The organism is Phaeobacter piscinae (genome assembly GCF_002407245.1).
Taxonomy (GTDB): domain Bacteria; phylum Pseudomonadota; class Alphaproteobacteria; order Rhodobacterales; family Rhodobacteraceae; genus Phaeobacter; species Phaeobacter piscinae.
This window is the reverse complement of sequence record NZ_CP010681.1, coordinates 2242147-2258575: the sequence shown is the minus strand read 5'-3', so window position 1 is coordinate 2258575 and position 16429 is coordinate 2242147. Positions and strand designations below refer to the sequence as shown.

12 protein-coding genes are annotated in these 16429 nt (G+C 59.9%); 11 read left to right on the top strand and 1 reads right to left on the bottom strand.

Going from position 1 to position 16429, the window contains the following annotated elements; genetic code table 11:
- Positions 1 to 121 precede the first annotated feature (121 nt).
- The 11 genes from folE2 to phaeop14_RS10560 all read left to right on the top strand — a co-directional run bounded on the left by folE2 (position 122) and on the right by phaeop14_RS10560 (position 15275).
- Complete coding sequence (gene folE2, locus phaeop14_RS10610) at positions 122 to 1225, top strand: GTP cyclohydrolase FolE2 (protein ID WP_096789505.1); 1104 nt, start codon at positions 122 to 124, stop codon at positions 1223 to 1225.
- A 225-nt stretch (positions 1226 to 1450) separates the two neighbouring features.
- Complete coding sequence (locus phaeop14_RS10605) at positions 1451 to 2197, top strand: hypothetical protein (protein WP_096790285.1); 747 nt, start codon at positions 1451 to 1453, stop codon at positions 2195 to 2197.
- Positions 2198 to 2261: 64 nt separating this feature from the next.
- Positions 2262 to 3710 (top strand): TrkH family potassium uptake protein, encoded by a 1449-nt coding sequence (locus tag phaeop14_RS10600; RefSeq protein WP_096789504.1) that lies wholly within the window; start codon positions 2262 to 2264, stop codon positions 3708 to 3710.
- Between the two features lie 157 nt (positions 3711 to 3867).
- Positions 3868 to 5106 carry an aspartate kinase gene (locus phaeop14_RS10595; RefSeq protein WP_040170303.1) on the top strand — a complete coding sequence of 413 codons (1239 nt, stop codon included), beginning with the start codon at positions 3868 to 3870 and terminating at the stop codon, positions 5104 to 5106.
- 45 nt (positions 5107 to 5151) lie between these two features.
- A complete protein-coding gene (ptsP, locus tag phaeop14_RS10590; RefSeq protein ID WP_040170305.1) occupies positions 5152 to 7392 on the top strand; it encodes a phosphoenolpyruvate--protein phosphotransferase in 2241 nt (746 codons plus the stop codon).
- Between the two features lie 676 nt (positions 7393 to 8068).
- Complete coding sequence (locus phaeop14_RS10585; protein WP_096789503.1) at positions 8069 to 10363, top strand: bifunctional salicylyl-CoA 5-hydroxylase/oxidoreductase; 2295 nt, start codon at positions 8069 to 8071, stop codon at positions 10361 to 10363.
- The gene (locus phaeop14_RS10580) at positions 10360 to 11133 is read left to right on the top strand and encodes an SDR family NAD(P)-dependent oxidoreductase (RefSeq protein WP_096789502.1); all 774 of its coding nucleotides are present in this window, start codon (positions 10360 to 10362) and stop codon (positions 11131 to 11133) included. The genes phaeop14_RS10585 and phaeop14_RS10580 overlap by 4 nt, the downstream gene beginning before the upstream one ends.
- On the top strand, positions 11133 to 11591 hold the full coding sequence (locus phaeop14_RS10575) for a MarR family winged helix-turn-helix transcriptional regulator (protein ID WP_096789501.1): 459 nt from the start codon (positions 11133 to 11135) through the stop codon (positions 11589 to 11591). Before phaeop14_RS10580 ends, phaeop14_RS10575 begins: the two co-directional genes overlap by 1 nt.
- Positions 11588 to 12391 carry an enoyl-CoA hydratase family protein gene (locus phaeop14_RS10570; protein WP_040180126.1) on the top strand — a complete coding sequence of 268 codons (804 nt, stop codon included), beginning with the start codon at positions 11588 to 11590 and terminating at the stop codon, positions 12389 to 12391. Before phaeop14_RS10575 ends, phaeop14_RS10570 begins: the two co-directional genes overlap by 4 nt.
- Positions 12392 to 12496: 105 nt before the next feature.
- Entirely contained in the window at positions 12497 to 13657 is a 1161-nt protein-coding gene (locus tag phaeop14_RS10565) for an acyl-CoA dehydrogenase family protein (RefSeq protein WP_096789500.1), read from the top strand.
- Between the two features lies 1 nt (position 13658).
- Positions 13659 to 15275 (top strand): AMP-binding protein, encoded by a 1617-nt coding sequence (locus phaeop14_RS10560; protein ID WP_096789499.1) that lies wholly within the window; start codon positions 13659 to 13661, stop codon positions 15273 to 15275.
- Between the two features lie 32 nt (positions 15276 to 15307).
- Here the strand turns inward: phaeop14_RS10560 and phaeop14_RS10555 are convergent, their stop codons facing one another.
- Positions 15308 to 16429: a glycosyltransferase family 2 protein gene (locus phaeop14_RS10555; RefSeq protein ID WP_096789498.1), complete on the bottom strand. Its 1122-nt coding sequence runs from the start codon at positions 16427 to 16429 to the stop codon at positions 15308 to 15310.

The window sequence follows — 16429 nt, the reverse complement described above, 5'->3', positions numbered from 1 at the left end:
TCGCCGGAAATACGCAAAACACGACGCTTTTGAATGATCTGTTTTGCGATCTGCCGCGTAACAGACTAAAACCAATCCTGCTGCCTGATGATCGGGCAGCATCAGCGGAGGTCTCTGTGTCATGAACTCTCACTCGCGTAATCTGACCAAGGCGCCTGATCGAGCAGACGCAGAAGAAGCGCTCGATCTGTTGCGCCAATGGGCCAGCGCGGCCACCGAGACCGAAATTGCCCAATTGAACCCGGCGGTTGCACGGCTTCTCCCGGATGCACCTGCCGGTAATTATCCCGATCTGTCGCGGCACTACCCTGAGGGGTTTGTGGCTGACAGCAGCTATCGTGCAACCCTGCCGGATCTGCAGAACGGCCCCTCCAGCCTGATCCGCGGGGCGCATGAGCAGATCCAGCATGTGGGGATTTCCAACTTTCGCCTGCCGATTCGCTTTCACACCCGCGACAATGGGGACCTGACGCTGGAAGCCAGCGTCACCGGCACCGTCAGCCTGGACGCCGACAAGAAGGGCATCAACATGTCCCGGATTATGCGGTCGTTCTACAAACATGCTGAGCGCACCTTCAGCTTTGAGGTGATGGAGGCAGCGCTGGACGATTATCTGACAGATCTGGAGAGCCTGGATGCGCGCCTTCAGATGCGGTTCTCCTTCCCGGTAAAGGTCGAAAGCCTTCGGTCAGGTCTGTCTGGCTATCAGTACTATGATATCGCTCTGGAAATCGTTGATCACGATGGCGAGCGGACCAAGATAATCCACCTTGATTATGTCTATTCCTCGACCTGCCCCTGCTCGCTTGAGTTGAGTGAGCACGCACGTAGTTCACGGGGACAGCTGGCAACACCGCATTCGCAGCGCTCGGTTGCGCGGATATCGCTGGTGCAGGAACCCGGCGCCCCGGTGCTGTGGTTTGAAGACGTGATTGATCATTGCCGCCGCGCGGTGCCGACCGAAACGCAGGTGATGGTGAAGCGTGAGGATGAACAGGCCTTTGCCGAGCTGAACGCGGCGAACCCGATCTTTGTGGAAGATGCCGCGCGGTTGTTCTGTGAGGCGCTGCAGTCGGACCCGCGGATTGGTGATTTCCGGGTTGTGGCCAGCCATCAGGAAAGCCTGCACAGCCACGACGCGATCAGCGTTCTGACACAGGGGCAGACATTTGCGGCCCGCAGCATTGATCCCAAGATGTTCGCGACCCTCATTCATCAGGGCTGAGGGCGCCTGAGGCGTGCATTCCGCCTCGGACTTGACCTCTCAAACAGAACCGCCTGCCCATTCGGGCGGCGATTTCTTTTTTGTAATCAATGTTCATCTGCGTCGCGGCATTTTTTTGCTGCACTGCGGCAATAATCAGCTAAGCTTGCAACCTGAGGGGGTGCGCGCGTTGCGGCCCCTATCCTCAGGAGGCCGCAAAAGCTGCCCGCCAAACAGGAGATGTTGATGATCCCTCTACTCGATTTCACAGACCTTCCCCGAACCCCTGCTGCGCTGGCTGGCACGATTGTTGGTAACCAGTTGCGGTTCTGGCGTGGCGCCATGACCCTGATGGGGTCGGTGCCTGCAGCGCAGGTCGCCCTCGCCCGCGAGGCTATGGCTGCGACTTATGGTGTCACTGGCAAGACCGGCACCAAGACAGCAGTGCCGTCATTGGCCAACGATACGGTTGCAAAGCCTGCGCCTGCCCGCCGTAAGGCCACGCGCAAACCGGCCCGTCCGGCGCAATCGGCGGCTGTGAAAACGAGTAAAAAACCTGCCCCGGACCAGGTCACCACACCAAAGGACGCTAACGTAGTAGCAACTTCAACCGGCGCCACCTCTGGCCAGAGCGGGTTTGCCAGCCAAAGAACCACCAGCGGCGGTAGCGCTGCGAAGTCGGCTGCATCGACGCCCTCTGCGCCTGGGGCCCGCCGCAAAACACCTCGTGCTCCGTCGAAACCAGCGCAGATGCCAGCCCCTCTTAAGTCGGCGGCGGCCAGATCTGAGGCAAAGCCTGTTGCGCCCGATAGCCGGCAAGTGAGTGTGAAACAGATCGGAACCACCAGCGCGCAGGCCTTGATGGCGGGTCAGGCCGCAGGGGCGGCCCCGGGACAACAGGATAGTGGCAAACTGGCGGCTGCGAAGCCAGCCACGGCCAAGCCAGCCGCTGCAAAGGCTAAACCTGCGTCTAAGTCACGGGCAAAACAATAGGGCTCGCCCGCCGGACGTGCGCAGTCTCTTGACAGTCTGTGCGGGGCAGGCCAACGCTGCGCCCATGTTGGATCTGCGTCCGGTTGGATATGTCATTGGCCTGTTGGTGGCCATTCTTGGGGCGACCATGCTGTTTCCTCTGGCCGTCGATCTATACGACGGGCAGGGGGAGTGGCCGGTTTTCCTCGAAAGCGCGGTGATCACCATCCTTGGCGGCGGGCTGATTGCGCTGTCCTGCGCCAATGGGGTGCGCGAGGGGCTGACCATTCAGCAGACCTTTCTGCTGACCACGCTGGTTTGGGTGGCGCTGCCGCTGTTTGGGGCCCTTCCGCTGATGCTGGGGGCCACCGAGCTGCGGTTTGTTGACGCGTTTTTCGAGGCGATGTCGGGCCTCACGACCACTGGCTCCACCGTGATCTCCGGCCTGGACGATCTGCCGCGCGGATTGTTGCTGTGGCGCGGTATCCTGCAATGGCTGGGCGGCATCGGAATTATTGTGGTCGCGATGGTGTTCCTGCCCGAGTTGCGGGTCGGCGGAATGCAGATTTTCCGCTCAGAAGCCTTTGACACTATGGGGAAAATCTTGCCTCGCGCGCAGGCGATCGCGAAGCAGATTTCACTGATCTACGTGGGGCTGACCGTCGCCTGCATGGTGGTCTATATGCTGTTGGGGATGGAGCCGTTTGACGCGCTGGTCCATGCGCTGACCACCTGTTCGACCGGCGGGTTTTCCAATTATGACGCGTCGTTCGGCACCTTCAGCGGCGCACCTGAATATGCGGCATCGGTGTTTATGATCCTCGCGGCGCTGCCGTTTGTGCGCTATGTGCAGATGATCAACGGGCAGTCCAAACCACTGTTTCGTGACAGTCAGATCCGGGCGTTTCTGGCGACAATTGCCCTGCTGGTGGTGGTGACCGCCTGTGTGCTGGTCTACGTTTTCCCGCATCATCCGGAACAGGCCGTGCGCGAAGCGCTGTTCAACATCACCTCGATCATTTCCGGCACCGGCTACGCCAGTGTCGATTATATGCAATGGGGCAGCTTTCTGGTCATGCTGTTCTTCTTCATCGGGTTGATCGGTGGCTGTGCGGGCTCCACCGCCTGTTCGGTCAAGATCTTCCGCTATCAGCTGCTGTTTGCCTCAATCCGGGTGCAGATCCAGCGGATCCATTCGCCACATGGGGTGTTTGTGCCGCGCTATCAGGGGCGCACGGTGGACGCCGAGGTGCTGAGCTCGGTCATTTCCTTTTTCATGTTCTTTGTCGTGACGCTGGGGATCGTGGCCTGGGCGCTGGCCCTGACGGGGTTGGATTTTGTAACTGCGGTGTCTGGTGCAGCAACGGCTGTGGCCAATATCGGCCCCGGCCTTGGCGATCGGATTGGACCAGCGGGCAATTTCTCGACGCTGAACGACGGGGCGAAGTGGATTCTGAGTGCAGCGATGCTGATCGGTCGGCTGGAACTGATGGCCGTTTACGCCATTCTGACCATCCGGTTCTGGCGCAACTAGGCAGATCGACCGCCACGGGCACGTCCGGCGCATCAATATTGCGTGTTGCCCCTGCGTTTCTATGTGTATCGCTACAATCCGCAGGCTTGCCCTTGTGGAGCCGCTCGCATAAGAGGCGGGGAGTTGAAACCCGCAAGCGCACGGAGAGTTTTGCCCAATGCCCGTTCTTGTGATGAAATTCGGCGGCACATCTGTCGCCAATCTGGACCGCATCCGCCGCGCCGCCAAACGCGTTGGTGTCGAAGTGGCCAAGGGCTACGACGTGATCGTGATCGTCTCTGCGATGTCGGGCAAGACCAATGAGCTGGTCGGCTGGGTCAATGAGACCTCGCCGCTGTTTGATGCGCGCGAATATGATGCGGTTGTGTCCTCAGGGGAGAATGTCACCGCCGGGTTGATGGCGCTGACCCTGCAGGAAATGGATATTCCGGCGCGCAGCTGGCAGGGCTGGCAGGTGCCGCTGAAGACCACCAGCGCCCATAGCCAGGCGCGGATTGAGGAAATCCCGCCGGAAAACATCAACGCAAAATTTGGCGAAGGCATGCGTGTGGCCGTTGTTGCCGGCTTTCAGGGGATCAGCCCCGAGGGCCGCATCACCACGCTGGGCCGGGGCGGGTCGGATACCACTGCCGTGGCCTTTGCGGCGGCGTTTGAGGCTGAGCGCTGCGATATCTACACCGATGTGGACGGGGTTTACACCACTGACCCGCGGATTTGCGACAAGGCGCGCAAACTGGATAAGATCGCGTTTGAGGAAATGCTGGAGCTGGCGTCGCTGGGCGCCAAGGTTTTGCAGACCCGCTCGGTTGAGCTGGCGATGCGCTACAAGGTGAAACTGCGCGTGCTGTCCAGTTTCGAGGAACAATCCGACGAGGCCGGAACCCTGGTCTGCGACGAGGAGGAAATCATGGAATCCAATGTTGTGGCCGGTGTGGCCTATTCCCGTGACGAAGCCAAGCTGACCGTTCAGTCGGTTGCCGACCGTCCCGGAATTGCGGCGCATATCTTCACCGCGCTGAGCGAAGCGGGCGTGAATGTCGATATGATCGTGCAGGATATCTCTGACGAGGGCCGCACCGATATGACCTTCTCCTGCCCGACCGATCAGGTTGCGCGTGCAGAACAAGCGCTGCAGGCGGTGAAGGAAAAGGGCGAGCTGAACTATGCAGAGCTGTTGGCAGACCGTGATGTCGCCAAGGTTTCTGTGGTTGGCATCGGCATGCGCTCGCAATCTGGGGTTGCGGCGAAGATGTTCAAGGTGCTGTCAGACGAGGGCATCAATATTAAGGTGATCACCACCTCCGAAATCAAGATTTCGGTGCTGATTGACCGGAAATACATGGAACTTGCGGTGCAAGCACTGCATGATGCGTTTGAATTGGACAAGGCGGCCTGATCTGGACCTGGCCGCCTGACACCGAAATCTGTGTGAACGGCCCCCATGGTAAAGACGACCGAATCCGAAAGTCGCAACTTATTGATGCGCTTGCGCGAGGCGATGGCCGGTGATGACGCCGGTCAGGCCCGTCTGGACAAGATCACGCAGCTGATCGCCGACAGCATGCACAGCGAGGTGTGCTCGGTCTATCTGTTTCGCGATGACGAGACGCTTGAACTTTGCGCGACGCAGGGACTGAACGTCGAATCCGTGCACCAGACGCGCATGCGGATCGGCGAGGGGCTGGTGGGCCGTGTGGCGCGCTATGGCAAAGTGGTGAACACGCCTGATGCGCCCAATGCCAAGGGCTTCCGTTATATGCCGGAAACCGGAGAGGAGCGGTTTGCCTCCTTCCTGGGCGTGCCGATCCAGCGTCTGGGTGAGATGCTGGGCGTGCTGGTGGTGCAGTCCAAAGAGGGGCGTGAGTTTTCCTCTGACGCGGTTTATGCGCTGGAGGTGGTGGCCATGGTCATTGCTGAGATGACCGAATTGGGGGCTTTTGTCGGGGAAGGCGCGGCCTTGTCTCCGTTGCACCAACAGCCGGTCCTGTTGCGCGGCACCATCGCGCAGGAAGGCGCTGTTGAGGGCCATGTCTGGCTGCACGAGCCGCGCGTTGTGGTGACCAATCCGATTGCCGACGACCCCCACCGCGAGCTGGAGCGCTTGCATGAGGCGGTTGAGGAACTGCGCGTGGGTGTCGACAAGATGCTGGAGGTCACCCAGACCGGCGACAAAGAACAGTTGCAGGTGCTGGAAGCTTACCGGATGTTTGCCAATTCCAAGGGCTGGATGCGCCGGATGGAAGAGGACATTGGCCGCGGCTTGAGCGCAGAAGCCGCTGTGGAAAAAGAGCAATCGCAGGCGCGTGCCCGGATGGGCCAGGTGCAGGATGCCTATCTGCGCGAGCGTCTCAGTGATCTGGATGATCTGTCAAACCGCCTGCTGCGCATCCTGACCGGGCAGGGCAGCGAGACGGGCGCCGAGTTGCCTGATGATCCGGTTCTGATTGCGCGGAATATCGGTCCGGGAGAGTTGCTGGAATATGGCCGCAATCTGCGTGGTATCGTGCTGGAGGAAGGCTCTGTCGGCTCCCACGCGGCGATCATCGCCCGCGCGCTGGCAATCCCGCTGGTGGTCCATGCCAAACGTATCACGACCGAGGCGCTGAACGGCGACCACATCATGGTCGATGGGGAGCAGGGCGTGGTGCATCTGCGTCCCGATGATACCGTTGTCGGCGCCTTTCGTGATAAGATTGCCATGCAGGCCAAAGCGCAGGAGCGCTATGCCTCGATCCGGGACAAACAGGCGCTGACCAGGGATGGCCGCCGCGTGCATCTGCTGATGAATGCCGGGTTAATGGCGGATCTGCCGTCCCTGCAAAATTCCGGCGCCGAGGGTGTGGGCCTGTTCCGTACCGAACTGCAGTTTTTGGTGCGCAACCAGATGCCGAAACGTTCAGAACTGGTGGCGCTGTACCAGCGGGTGCTGGACGCGGCGGGCGGCAAGCGGGTGGTGTTTCGCACGCTGGATATCGGCTCGGACAAGGTGCTGCCCTATATGAAGCCGACGGATGAGCCCAATCCGGCGCTTGGCTGGCGGGCAATCCGTGTGGGTCTGGACAAGCCCGGTGTGATGCGGATGCAGCTGCAGGCGCTGATGCGGGCCGCCAATGGGCGTCCCCTTACGCTGATGTTCCCGTTTGTGGCCCAGTTCGAGGAGTTCCGCGACGCCAAGGCTGAGGTTGCCAAAACACTGGAGCGGGAGCGCCGTCTGGGCCATCCTCTGCCTGAGAAGCTGGAAGTCGGGGCGATGCTGGAAACCCCTTCTCTCGCCTTTGCGCCGCAGAAGTTCTTTGACGAGGTTGAATTCCTGTCGATTGGTGGCAATGACCTCAAGCAGTTCTTTTTTGCCGCTGACCGCGAGAACGAGCGGGTGCGCAAGCGCTACGATACGCTGAATGTCAGCTTCCTGAGCTTCATCGCGCAGATTGTTGAACGTTGTGAGAAATCCGGAACACCGCTCAGTTTCTGTGGCGAAGATGCTGGCCGCCCGATTGAGGCCGTCTGCCTTGCCGCGATGGGGTTGCGGGTGCTGTCCATGCGCCCGGCCTCAGTCGGTCCGGTGAAATCACTGCTGATGCGCGTGGATCTGAATGACATCCGCAAAATCATCGCCGACGCCCGGCACCGGGGGGAGCAGACGGTGCGCCCAGCGGTTATGCAGTATCTGCGAGAGCTCTGAACACCTTGCAAGACAGCGAGGGTTGGAATCCAAAAACCGCGCGGCCCAATCCGCGCGGTTTTTTTACGGCTGCCTCTGCCTGCGGACTGCAGCCTATGGGCGTCCTTGAGTGGTCGCCTGTGGATAAATTGTCGAAATCATCGCAACCCATGTTTGATGGATAGCGATTTTTCGGCTGAAAATATCCAATAAAAATTTTGAAAATCGCGCATCGCCTTGCAGGATGCTGATAATATCCCGCTTTTCGCGAGGTTTGCAATCTGGTCGCGCAAGGGTTGAGAGCTCTTAGGTTACCCCCGTACTTATCCACAGGCGTGACGGTGTATTGGAAATGCATCTATGTTATTGATATTGCTTATCTAAATGGGGTCGTATTCGCGAGATGGCGGGACAGGCCTAATAAGTTCTCAACATCAACTATGACGCCTAGGTAGCTGAAATATAGTGAGAATATGCGGTGGTATGTCGGCGGATCTATCGCCCGCGTACCGATAGGCCCCGAAAAACCCGGGGTGTCCTGCCACAGATGGCAGTTTTTCAGGTTTGGGTGAATATTCCCTTAACGGAGCAAATCAGTCATATTGGTAAAAGCTTCAAGTATAAAAGTTTAAGCTTGAAGTTTATTGCGATCCGCTTATCCTGTTTGCAGTTCAGACAGCAATAGGGGAGTGGCATCATGAAAATCGCCTGTTTGGGAGGCGGCCCGGCTGGCCTCTACTTTGCGATCTCAACCAAGTTGCGCCAACCTGGTGCTGAGATCACGGTTTTTGAGCGTAACAAACCGGATGACACGTTCGGTTGGGGCGTTGTGCTGTCTGATGATGCGCTTGAGAACCTGACTGCGAACGATCCTGTCAGCGCCGGGCAGATCCGCGATAAATTTGCCTATTGGGATGATATCGCCGTGGTGCATGGCGGCGCGCGGACCGTTTCAGGTGGCCATGGGTTTGCCGGGATTGGTCGTAAGGCTATGCTGGTGATCCTTCAGGAGCGCGCGCGCGAACTGGGCATTGATCTGCAGTTTGAGACGGAAGTCGGGCCCGCAGCCTCCTATCAGGCGGACTATGATCTGGTGGTGGCCTGTGACGGGTTGAATTCCCGCGTCCGCAGTGAATTTGCGGACCAATTCAAGCCCAACGTCGATGTGCGCCCATGTAAGTTCATCTGGCTGGGCACGAAGCAGAAATTCGACGATGCCTTTACCTTTATCTTTGAGAAGACACAGCACGGCTGGATGTGGATCCATGCCTATCAATTTGATGCCGAGACCGCGACGGTGATTGTCGAATGCTCTGCTCAGACCTGGGAAAACTGGGGGTTTGAAGCGATGAGTAAGGACGAGATCCTGCGGACCTGCGAGGAGATCTTTGCCGATCATCTGGACGGGCATTCCCTGATTTCGAATGCCGATCACCTGCGCGGCTCTGCGGTGTGGATCAACTTCCCGCGGGTTCTGTGTGAGACTTGGCACCATGAAAACGTGGTATTGCTGGGCGATGCCTCGGCCACGGCCCATTTCTCCATCGGTTCGGGAACCCGGCTTGCGTTCGACAGTGCGATTGCATTGGCAGAGTTCATCACGACCGAACCGACGCTGGAGCAGGCGTTTGTGCGCTATCAGGAAGAGCGGCGGCTGGATGTGTTGCGGCTGCAATCGGCGGCGCGCAACTCGCTGGAGTGGTTCGAAGAAGTCGAGCGGTATCTGGATATGGATCCGGTGCAGTTCAACTATTCGTTGCTGACCCGGTCGCAGCGGATCTCCCACGAAAACCTGCGCCTGCGGGATGCAGACTGGCTGGCCTCGGCGGAGAAGTGGTTTCAGGAGGCTGCGGGCGCACCCGCAGATGCGCCGACCCGTCCACCAATGTTTGCGCCTTATAAGCTGCGCGAGATGCAGCTCAAAAACCGCATCGTGGTGTCGCCAATGGCGCAGTACAAGGCCAAGGATGGCTGTCCGACCGATTGGCATCTCATTCACTATGGCGAGCGCGCTAAGGGCGGCGCGGGTCTGGTCTATACCGAAATGACCTGTGTCTCGGCTGAAGGGCGGATCACGCCCGGCTGTCCCGGCCTATACGCCCCAGAGCATGAGACGGCGTGGACGCGGCTGACGGATTTTGTTCATGCTGAGACCGACGCGAAGATCTGCTGTCAGATTGGCCATTCGGGTCGCAAGGGATCCACCCAATTGGGCTGGGAGACCATGGACGCACCGCTGCGGGACGGGAACTGGGAAACGGTCTCCGCCTCGGCCATTGCGTGGTCTGATGGCAACCCGGCCCCGCGGGAGATCACGCGGGCGGAGATGGACGCGATTAAGGATGAATTCGTTGCCGCAGCGCAGATGGCTGAACGGGCAGGGTTTGACATGATCGAACTCCATGCGGCGCATGGCTATCTGATTTCTTCCTTCATTTCTCCAAAATCCAACATTCGGACCGATGCCTATGGCGGGTCGCTGGAGAACCGGCTGCGCTACCCGCTGGAGGTGTTTGACGCCATGCGCGCGGTCTGGCCTGCGGACAAACCAATGTCCGTCCGTATTTCCGCCAACGATTGGGTTGGCAATGAAGGGGTGACGCCAGAGGAGGCGGTGGAGATCGCACGGGCCTTCACCGCGGCGGGGGCGGATATCATCGATGTGTCTGCGGGGCAGACATCAACGGAGGCGCAGCCGGTCTATGGCCGCATGTTCCAGACGCCGTTTTCGGACCGGATCCGCAATGATGCCGGGATCGCGACCATGGCGGTGGGCAATATCTATGAGGCGGATCACGCCAATTCCATCCTGATGGCCGGGCGGGCCGATCTGGTCTGTGTTGGGCGTCCGCATCTGGCGGATCCCTATTGGACCCTGCATGAGGCAAGCCGGATCGGCGACCGTCATGCAGATTGGCCGCTGCCGTATCTGGCGGGGCGGGATCAGGCCTGGCGTCTGGCAGACCGCGATGCAGAGGTGATCCGGGCATGAGCGATCTGGCGGGTAAAGAGCTGGCGGACAAACACGTGGTGATCACCGGTGGTGGCTCCGGTGTTGGCGCTGCATTGGCGCGCAGCTTTGCCAGGCGCGGCGCGCGGCTCACGCTGCTTGGCCGGCGGATTGAACCGCTGGAGGAGGTGGCCGCTGAAACGGGCGCCCTGCCACTTGCCTGTGACGTGACCGAGGCAGAGCCGGTGCGGGCGGCACTTGATACGGCGCGACAGCAGCATGGGCCGGTGAGTGTTGCTATTGCCAATGCAGGTGCTGCGCCGTCGAAACCCTTTGCCAAGATGGATCTGGCGGATTTCGAGGCGGCTTTGGCTGTCAACCTGTCGGGGGTGTTCAACCTGTGGCAGGCCGCGCTCCCTGATATGAAGTCGGCAGGCTGGGGGCGGATGATTGCTGTTGCCTCAACTGCCGGGCTCAAGGGGTATCCTTATGTTTCGGGGTATTGCGCGGCAAAACATGGGGTTCTGGGCCTCACGCGGTCGCTGGCGCTGGAACTGGCGCGCAGTGGGATCACCGTAAATGCAATTTGTCCGGGTTTCATTGAGACGCCGCTGCTTGAGCGGTCGATTGCGACCATTGTGTCCACCACCGGGATGAGCGAGGAAGCGGCGGCAAAATCGCTGCGCGCAGGCAACCCGCAAGGCCGCTTTATCCAGCCGGAAGAGGTGGCGGATGCGGCGCTGTTCCTTGCCTCCTCTTCAGCAGCGTCCATCAATGGCAGCGCGCTGCCCATTACCGGAGGTGAGATCTGATGCAAACCGACCGCTCCAAGGACCGGCTGCGGCTGTGGCTGAAAGTGCTCAAGGCAACCCGCGCCGTGGAGAGCGAAATTCGCGAAAACCTGCGACAGAAATTTACCACCACGCTGCCGCGGTTTGACGTGATGGCAGCCCTGAGCCAGCATCTTGACGGGCTGAAGATGAGCGAGCTGTCTGGCGTGCTGAAAGTGTCCAATGGCAATGTCACCGGCATCGTCGAACGGCTGGTGGATGACGGCCATGTGCAGCGCGAGAAGGTCCCCGGAGATCGCCGCGCCAGCCGGGTAAGGCTGACGGAGGCGGGGATCGCGGAATTTGCCCGTCAGGCCGCCGCCCATGAGGCCTGGATTGACCAGATGTTTGACAGCGTGCCCGAAGCCGAGGTTCAGACGCTCTCTGATGCGTTGGATCAGGTGGCCAGACGGCTTGAAAATGAAGGACGCGACAGATGATTTCGACGGATACCAAGTATTTTCTGTGCAGTGTTGAGGACGGTATCGCCACCGTGGCGCTGGACCGCCCCGAGCGAAAGAACCCTTTGAGCTTTGACAGCTATGCAGAGCTGCGGGACTGGTTTCGCGACCTGCACTATGACGACGATGTGAAAGCGGTGATCTTTGCGCCCAATGGCGGCAACTTCAGTTCTGGCGGCGATGTTCATGATATCATTGGACCTTTGACCAGAATGTCGATGAAGGAGTTGCTGGCCTTTACCCGGATGACCGGCGATCTGGTCAAGGCCATGGTGAATTGCGGCAAGCCGATCATCGCAGCGCTGGACGGTGTTTGCGTGGGGGCCGGCGCGATTATTGCCATGGCGTCGGACATCCGGATCGCCACGCCGGACACCAAGACGGCGTTTCTATTCACCCGTGTTGGGCTGGCGGGCTGCGACATGGGGGCCTGTGCGATCCTGCCGCGCATCATTGGCCAGGGACGGGCGGCAGAGCTGCTATATACCGGACGGTCGATGAGCGCTGAGGAAGGGCAGGCCTGGGGGTTTCACAACAAGGTGGTGTCGGCAGATGCCTTGCTGGGTGAGGCACGCAACTGGGCCGAGCGGATCGCGGCGGGGCCGAATTTTGGTCATATGATGACCAAGACGATGCTGGCACAGGAGTGGTCGATGTCGATTGAGCAGGCCATCGAGGCAGAAGCACAGGCGCAGGCGATTTGCATGCAGACCGCTGATTTCGAACGTGCCTATCAGGCCTTTGTAAAAAAAGAAAAGCCCTTGTTCGAAGGGGATTGATCCGGCCCGTGCAGGCCGCAGCACCGGAGGAGGGTGCGGCGGCCTCCGGCGGGAGTATTTGGAGAAAGATGACAGGCGGCGGGTGCCGCTGCCGGGAGGAGCGATATGGCGGATAAGACCTTTCTGAGCTGGCCGTTTTTTGAGGATCGCCACCGCGCACTGGCGGCGGATCTGGACAGCTGGGCACAGGACGCGCTGGCAGATATTGACCACAGCGATACCGATGCTGCCTGCCGCGCGCTGGTGTCGGCCTTGGGGTCTGCGGGCTGGACGCAGCATTCCGGTGCCATGACCGGCGAGGCGCTGGACGTGCGCACACTGTGCCTGATCCGTGAGACACTAGCGCGCCACGATGGTCTGGCGGATTTTGCCTTTGCCATGCAGGGGTTGGGAACCGGAGCGATTTCACTGTTTGGGACTGATGCACAGCAGGCGGAATGGCTGCCGCTCACACGCAGCGGCAAGGCGATTTCAGCCTTTGCCCTGACCGAACCGCAATCAGGATCCGATGTGGCCAATTCCACCATGACCGCTGTGCGGGATGGGGATCACTATGTTCTGAATGGTGAGAAGACCTGGATCTCCAACGGCGGTATTGCTGATGTCTATACGCTGTTTGCCCGTACCGGCGAGGGACCGGGGGCCAGGGGGCTCTCGGCTTTTGTTGTGCCTGCAGGGCTGCCGGGCTTTGAAGTGGTGGAACGGTTGGAGACGCTGGCGCCGCATCCCCTTGCGACCCTGCGGTTCAGTGATTGTCGGATCCCGCGCAGTGCAGTGCTGGGCGAGGCGGGTGCGGGCTTCAAGATTGCGATGTCGGTGCTGGATGTGTTCCGATCCACCGTGGCGGCGGCCGCACTGGGGTTTGCACGCCGAGCCTTGGATGAGGCATTGGCACGCGTGACAAGCCGCCATGTGCAGGGGGCGCCGCTGGCAGATCTGCAGATGGTGCAGGGACATATCGCAGATATGGCGCTGGATGTGGATGCAAGCGCACTGCTGGTCTATCGCGCAGCCTGGGCCAAGGACAGTGGTGCTGCGCGCATCACCCGGGAGGCCGCGATGGCGAAGCTGTTCTCCACCGATCAGGCGCAGAAGGTGATCGACAAAGCCGTCCAATTGCATGGCGGTGATGGTGTGCGGCAGGGTCAGAAGGTTGAGGAGCTCTACCGCGATATCAGAGCGTTGCGGATCTACGAAGGGGCATCTGACGTCCAACGTGTGGTGATTGCTCGTCAAGCGATTTCCACATTCCAGAAGGGAGGCTGAGATGCTGGGTCCAAGCGCACATATCGATACATTCACCCGTGATAACCTGCCGCCGGCGGATCAGTGGCCGGAGTTCCTGACCGGCGGGTATGCCTACCCTGAGCGATTGAATGCGGCGGTGGAACTGACCGATGCCATGGTGGAGAAAGGGTTCGGGGATCATACCGCCCTGATCGGCAACGGGCGGCGACGGACCTACAAGGAACTGGCAGATTGGACCAACCGGCTCGCCCATGTGCTGGTCGAGGATCTGGGGGTGCAGCCCGGCAACCGGGTGCTGATCCGCTCTGCCAATAACCCGGCGATGGTGGCCTGCTGGCTGGCGGCGACCAAGGCGGGGGCTGTGGTGGTGAACACCATGCCGATGCTGCGGGCAGGTGAACTGGCGAAGATCATCGACAAGGCAAAGATCAGCCATGCTCTGTGTGATACACGGCTGATGGAGGAACTGGTGGCCTGTGCCAAAACCTCGGCGCATCTGAAGTCCGTCGTTGGGTTCGACGGCACCTCCAACCACGATGCAGAACTGGACCGGCTGGCGTTGGAAAAACCGGTGCGGTTCGAGGCGGTGGCAACGGGCCGAGATGATGTGGCTCTACTGGGGTTTACCTCAGGCACCACGGGGTCACCGAAGGCGACGATGCATTTTCACCGCGATCTCTTGATGATTGCCGATGGCTATGCGGCAGAGGTGCTTCAGGTCACGCCTGAAGATATCTTTGTTGGCTCTCCACCATTGGCGTTTACGTTCGGGCTGGGTGGGCTGGCGATTTTCCCGCTGCGGTTTGGGGCCGCGGCGACCTTGCTGGAGAATGCCTCGCCGCCCAATCTGATCGAGATAATCGAGACGTATAAGGCAACCGTCTGCTTTACCGCGCCGACCGCCTATCGGGTGATGCTGCGCGCGATGGAGGAGGGGGCGGATCTGTCATCACTCAGGGCGGCGGTATCCGCCGGGGAAACCCTGCCAGCGCCCGTTTATGACGAATGGATCGCCCAGACTGGCAAGCCGATGCTGGATGGGATCGGGGCGACGGAGATGCTACATATCTTCATCTCCAACCGGTTCGACGACCATCGCCCCGCCTGCACCGGTAAGCCTGTGCAGGGCTATCAAGTGCGGGTTCTGGACAAGGATGGCAATGAAGCGCCGCGCGGAGAGGTTGGTCGCCTGGCGGTCAAGGGACCCACCGGCTGCCGCTATCTCGCGGATGCGCGGCAGGGCGAATACGTCAAGGATGGCTGGAACATCACCGGCGACAGTTTTGTGATGGATGCTGACGGCTATCTGCATTTTGCCGCGCGCAACGATGATATGATCGTCTCCGCCGGGTATAATATCGCCGGTCCCGAGGTCGAGGCGGCGCTCTTGTCCCATGAGCTGGTGGCGGAATGTGCTGTGATCGGCGCCAGTGATGATGCGCGCGGTGAGATCGTGCAGGCCCATGTGGTGCTGACCGGGGGTACGCAGGCGTCGGAGGTCCTGACCAAGGCGCTGCAGGATCATGTCAAGGCAACCATCGCGCCTTATAAGTACCCCCGCGACATCGTTTATACTGACGCCCTCCCCAAGACCGAAACCGGCAAGATCCAACGGTTTCGATTGAAATCGACGTAAGAGGCGGTGGGTGCCAGTCTCTGGTCCTGTTGCTAGAGCACTGGCACCTGTTCCAGCCGGTCTATCAGGTCGGCAGAAATCGCGTCGGGGCCGTCGTTGAACTGCGCACGGGAGACAAAGTTCAGATGCCGTGACAGAAGCGTCAGCTTGGGCGAGGTGATCTCTTCGTAGAATATCTTCATATCCTCACGGGCCATCAGCTCTGTGATCTTGCTGCGGTGGGCGGTGACGGCGGCCTCATGCAGTGATTTGATGCCTTTAAGACGCTTGAGCCGTGTTAGCTCTTTTTTCGTGGCGGAGAGGCGGCGCTGAATGGAGGTATCTTGCTCCATGTTGAAGTTCATGCGCATCCAATAGGCCAACCCCTGATCACGTTCCACATGGTTGACGCGGCCACGGTCCCGTTTGACGAGGAAGCTTTCGGTGCTGCGCACAGCGTAGTGGTTGAGGGTGACCATGTCATAGCCATGGTCGCGAATACCAAAGCGCCAGCCCTGATCTGCCATATCCTCGGGCACCGGTCGGCCGGTCCCCGCAACCCAGTTTGGCATATCTGCAATGCGCCGCTTCAGCGGGCGGTGGACACCGATGCGGTCATAGGCGCCAGCAACATAGTCGCCAGCGGTCTTGAACATCGTCTTGATGCCCCAGGCCTGGATCGGAGCAGGGCAGTATTTCGGCGCGCAGTGGCTGTGCTCTTGCGTTAGAAGTACGTCACTGTAGCTGTCTCGAAAGCTATTGCCGAACAGGCGCCACTGCATTGAGATCATGTCAGGATCATTGGTAGCGGCAAAGAGACTGTCGAGATCCCCATCCCCGACGTGAATATTGACGAATTCATCAACGTCGGAGACAAGAACCCACTCTGCGTTGCGGACCAGATCAAGGCTCTCGGCGTATTTGAGCGCACCTTTCTGCGGGTTATAGCCGCTCCCCATCTCCTGATAGGGGTTGTCCATGCGGGTGACATAGCCGCGCTCTGCCAGCCCATCCAGCAGTTCAACCGTGCCGTCGTCGCAGTCGTTCGTGAAAACCAGCATATGGTCAAATCCGATAGCGCGGTGGTGGGCGACCCATTCCAGGATGAAGGGACCTTCGTTCTTCATACAAGTGATGATTAGGCGCTTTGCGGTGGCGGTTGGGGCGGCGGTCAT

What these genes read in the sequence shown, in the direction of transcription:
- phaeop14_RS10570 (WP_040180126.1), top strand. Translation starts at nt 11,588, where the DNA reads ATGATTTCGACGGATACCAAGTATTTTCTGTGCAGTGTTGAGGACGGT.
- phaeop14_RS10560 (WP_096789499.1), top strand. Translation starts at nt 13,659, where the DNA reads ATGCTGGGTCCAAGCGCACATATCGATACATTCACCCGTGATAACCTG.
- phaeop14_RS10565 (WP_096789500.1), top strand. Translation starts at nt 12,497, where the DNA reads ATGGCGGATAAGACCTTTCTGAGCTGGCCGTTTTTTGAGGATCGCCAC.
- phaeop14_RS10555 (WP_096789498.1), bottom strand. Translation starts at nt 16,429, where the DNA reads ATGACCGCCGCCCCAACCGCCACCGCAAAGCGCCTAATCATCACTTGT.
- phaeop14_RS10585 (WP_096789503.1), top strand. Translation starts at nt 8,069, where the DNA reads ATGAAAATCGCCTGTTTGGGAGGCGGCCCGGCTGGCCTCTACTTTGCG.
- phaeop14_RS10575 (WP_096789501.1), top strand. Translation starts at nt 11,133, where the DNA reads ATGCAAACCGACCGCTCCAAGGACCGGCTGCGGCTGTGGCTGAAAGTG.
- phaeop14_RS10595 (WP_040170303.1), top strand. Translation starts at nt 3,868, where the DNA reads ATGCCCGTTCTTGTGATGAAATTCGGCGGCACATCTGTCGCCAATCTG.
- phaeop14_RS10580 (WP_096789502.1), top strand. Translation starts at nt 10,360, where the DNA reads ATGAGCGATCTGGCGGGTAAAGAGCTGGCGGACAAACACGTGGTGATC.
- phaeop14_RS10600 (WP_096789504.1), top strand. Translation starts at nt 2,262, where the DNA reads ATGTTGGATCTGCGTCCGGTTGGATATGTCATTGGCCTGTTGGTGGCC.
- ptsP (WP_040170305.1), top strand. Translation starts at nt 5,152, where the DNA reads ATGGTAAAGACGACCGAATCCGAAAGTCGCAACTTATTGATGCGCTTG.
- folE2 (WP_096789505.1), top strand. Translation starts at nt 122, where the DNA reads ATGAACTCTCACTCGCGTAATCTGACCAAGGCGCCTGATCGAGCAGAC.
- phaeop14_RS10605 (WP_096790285.1), top strand. Translation starts at nt 1,451, where the DNA reads ATGATCCCTCTACTCGATTTCACAGACCTTCCCCGAACCCCTGCTGCG.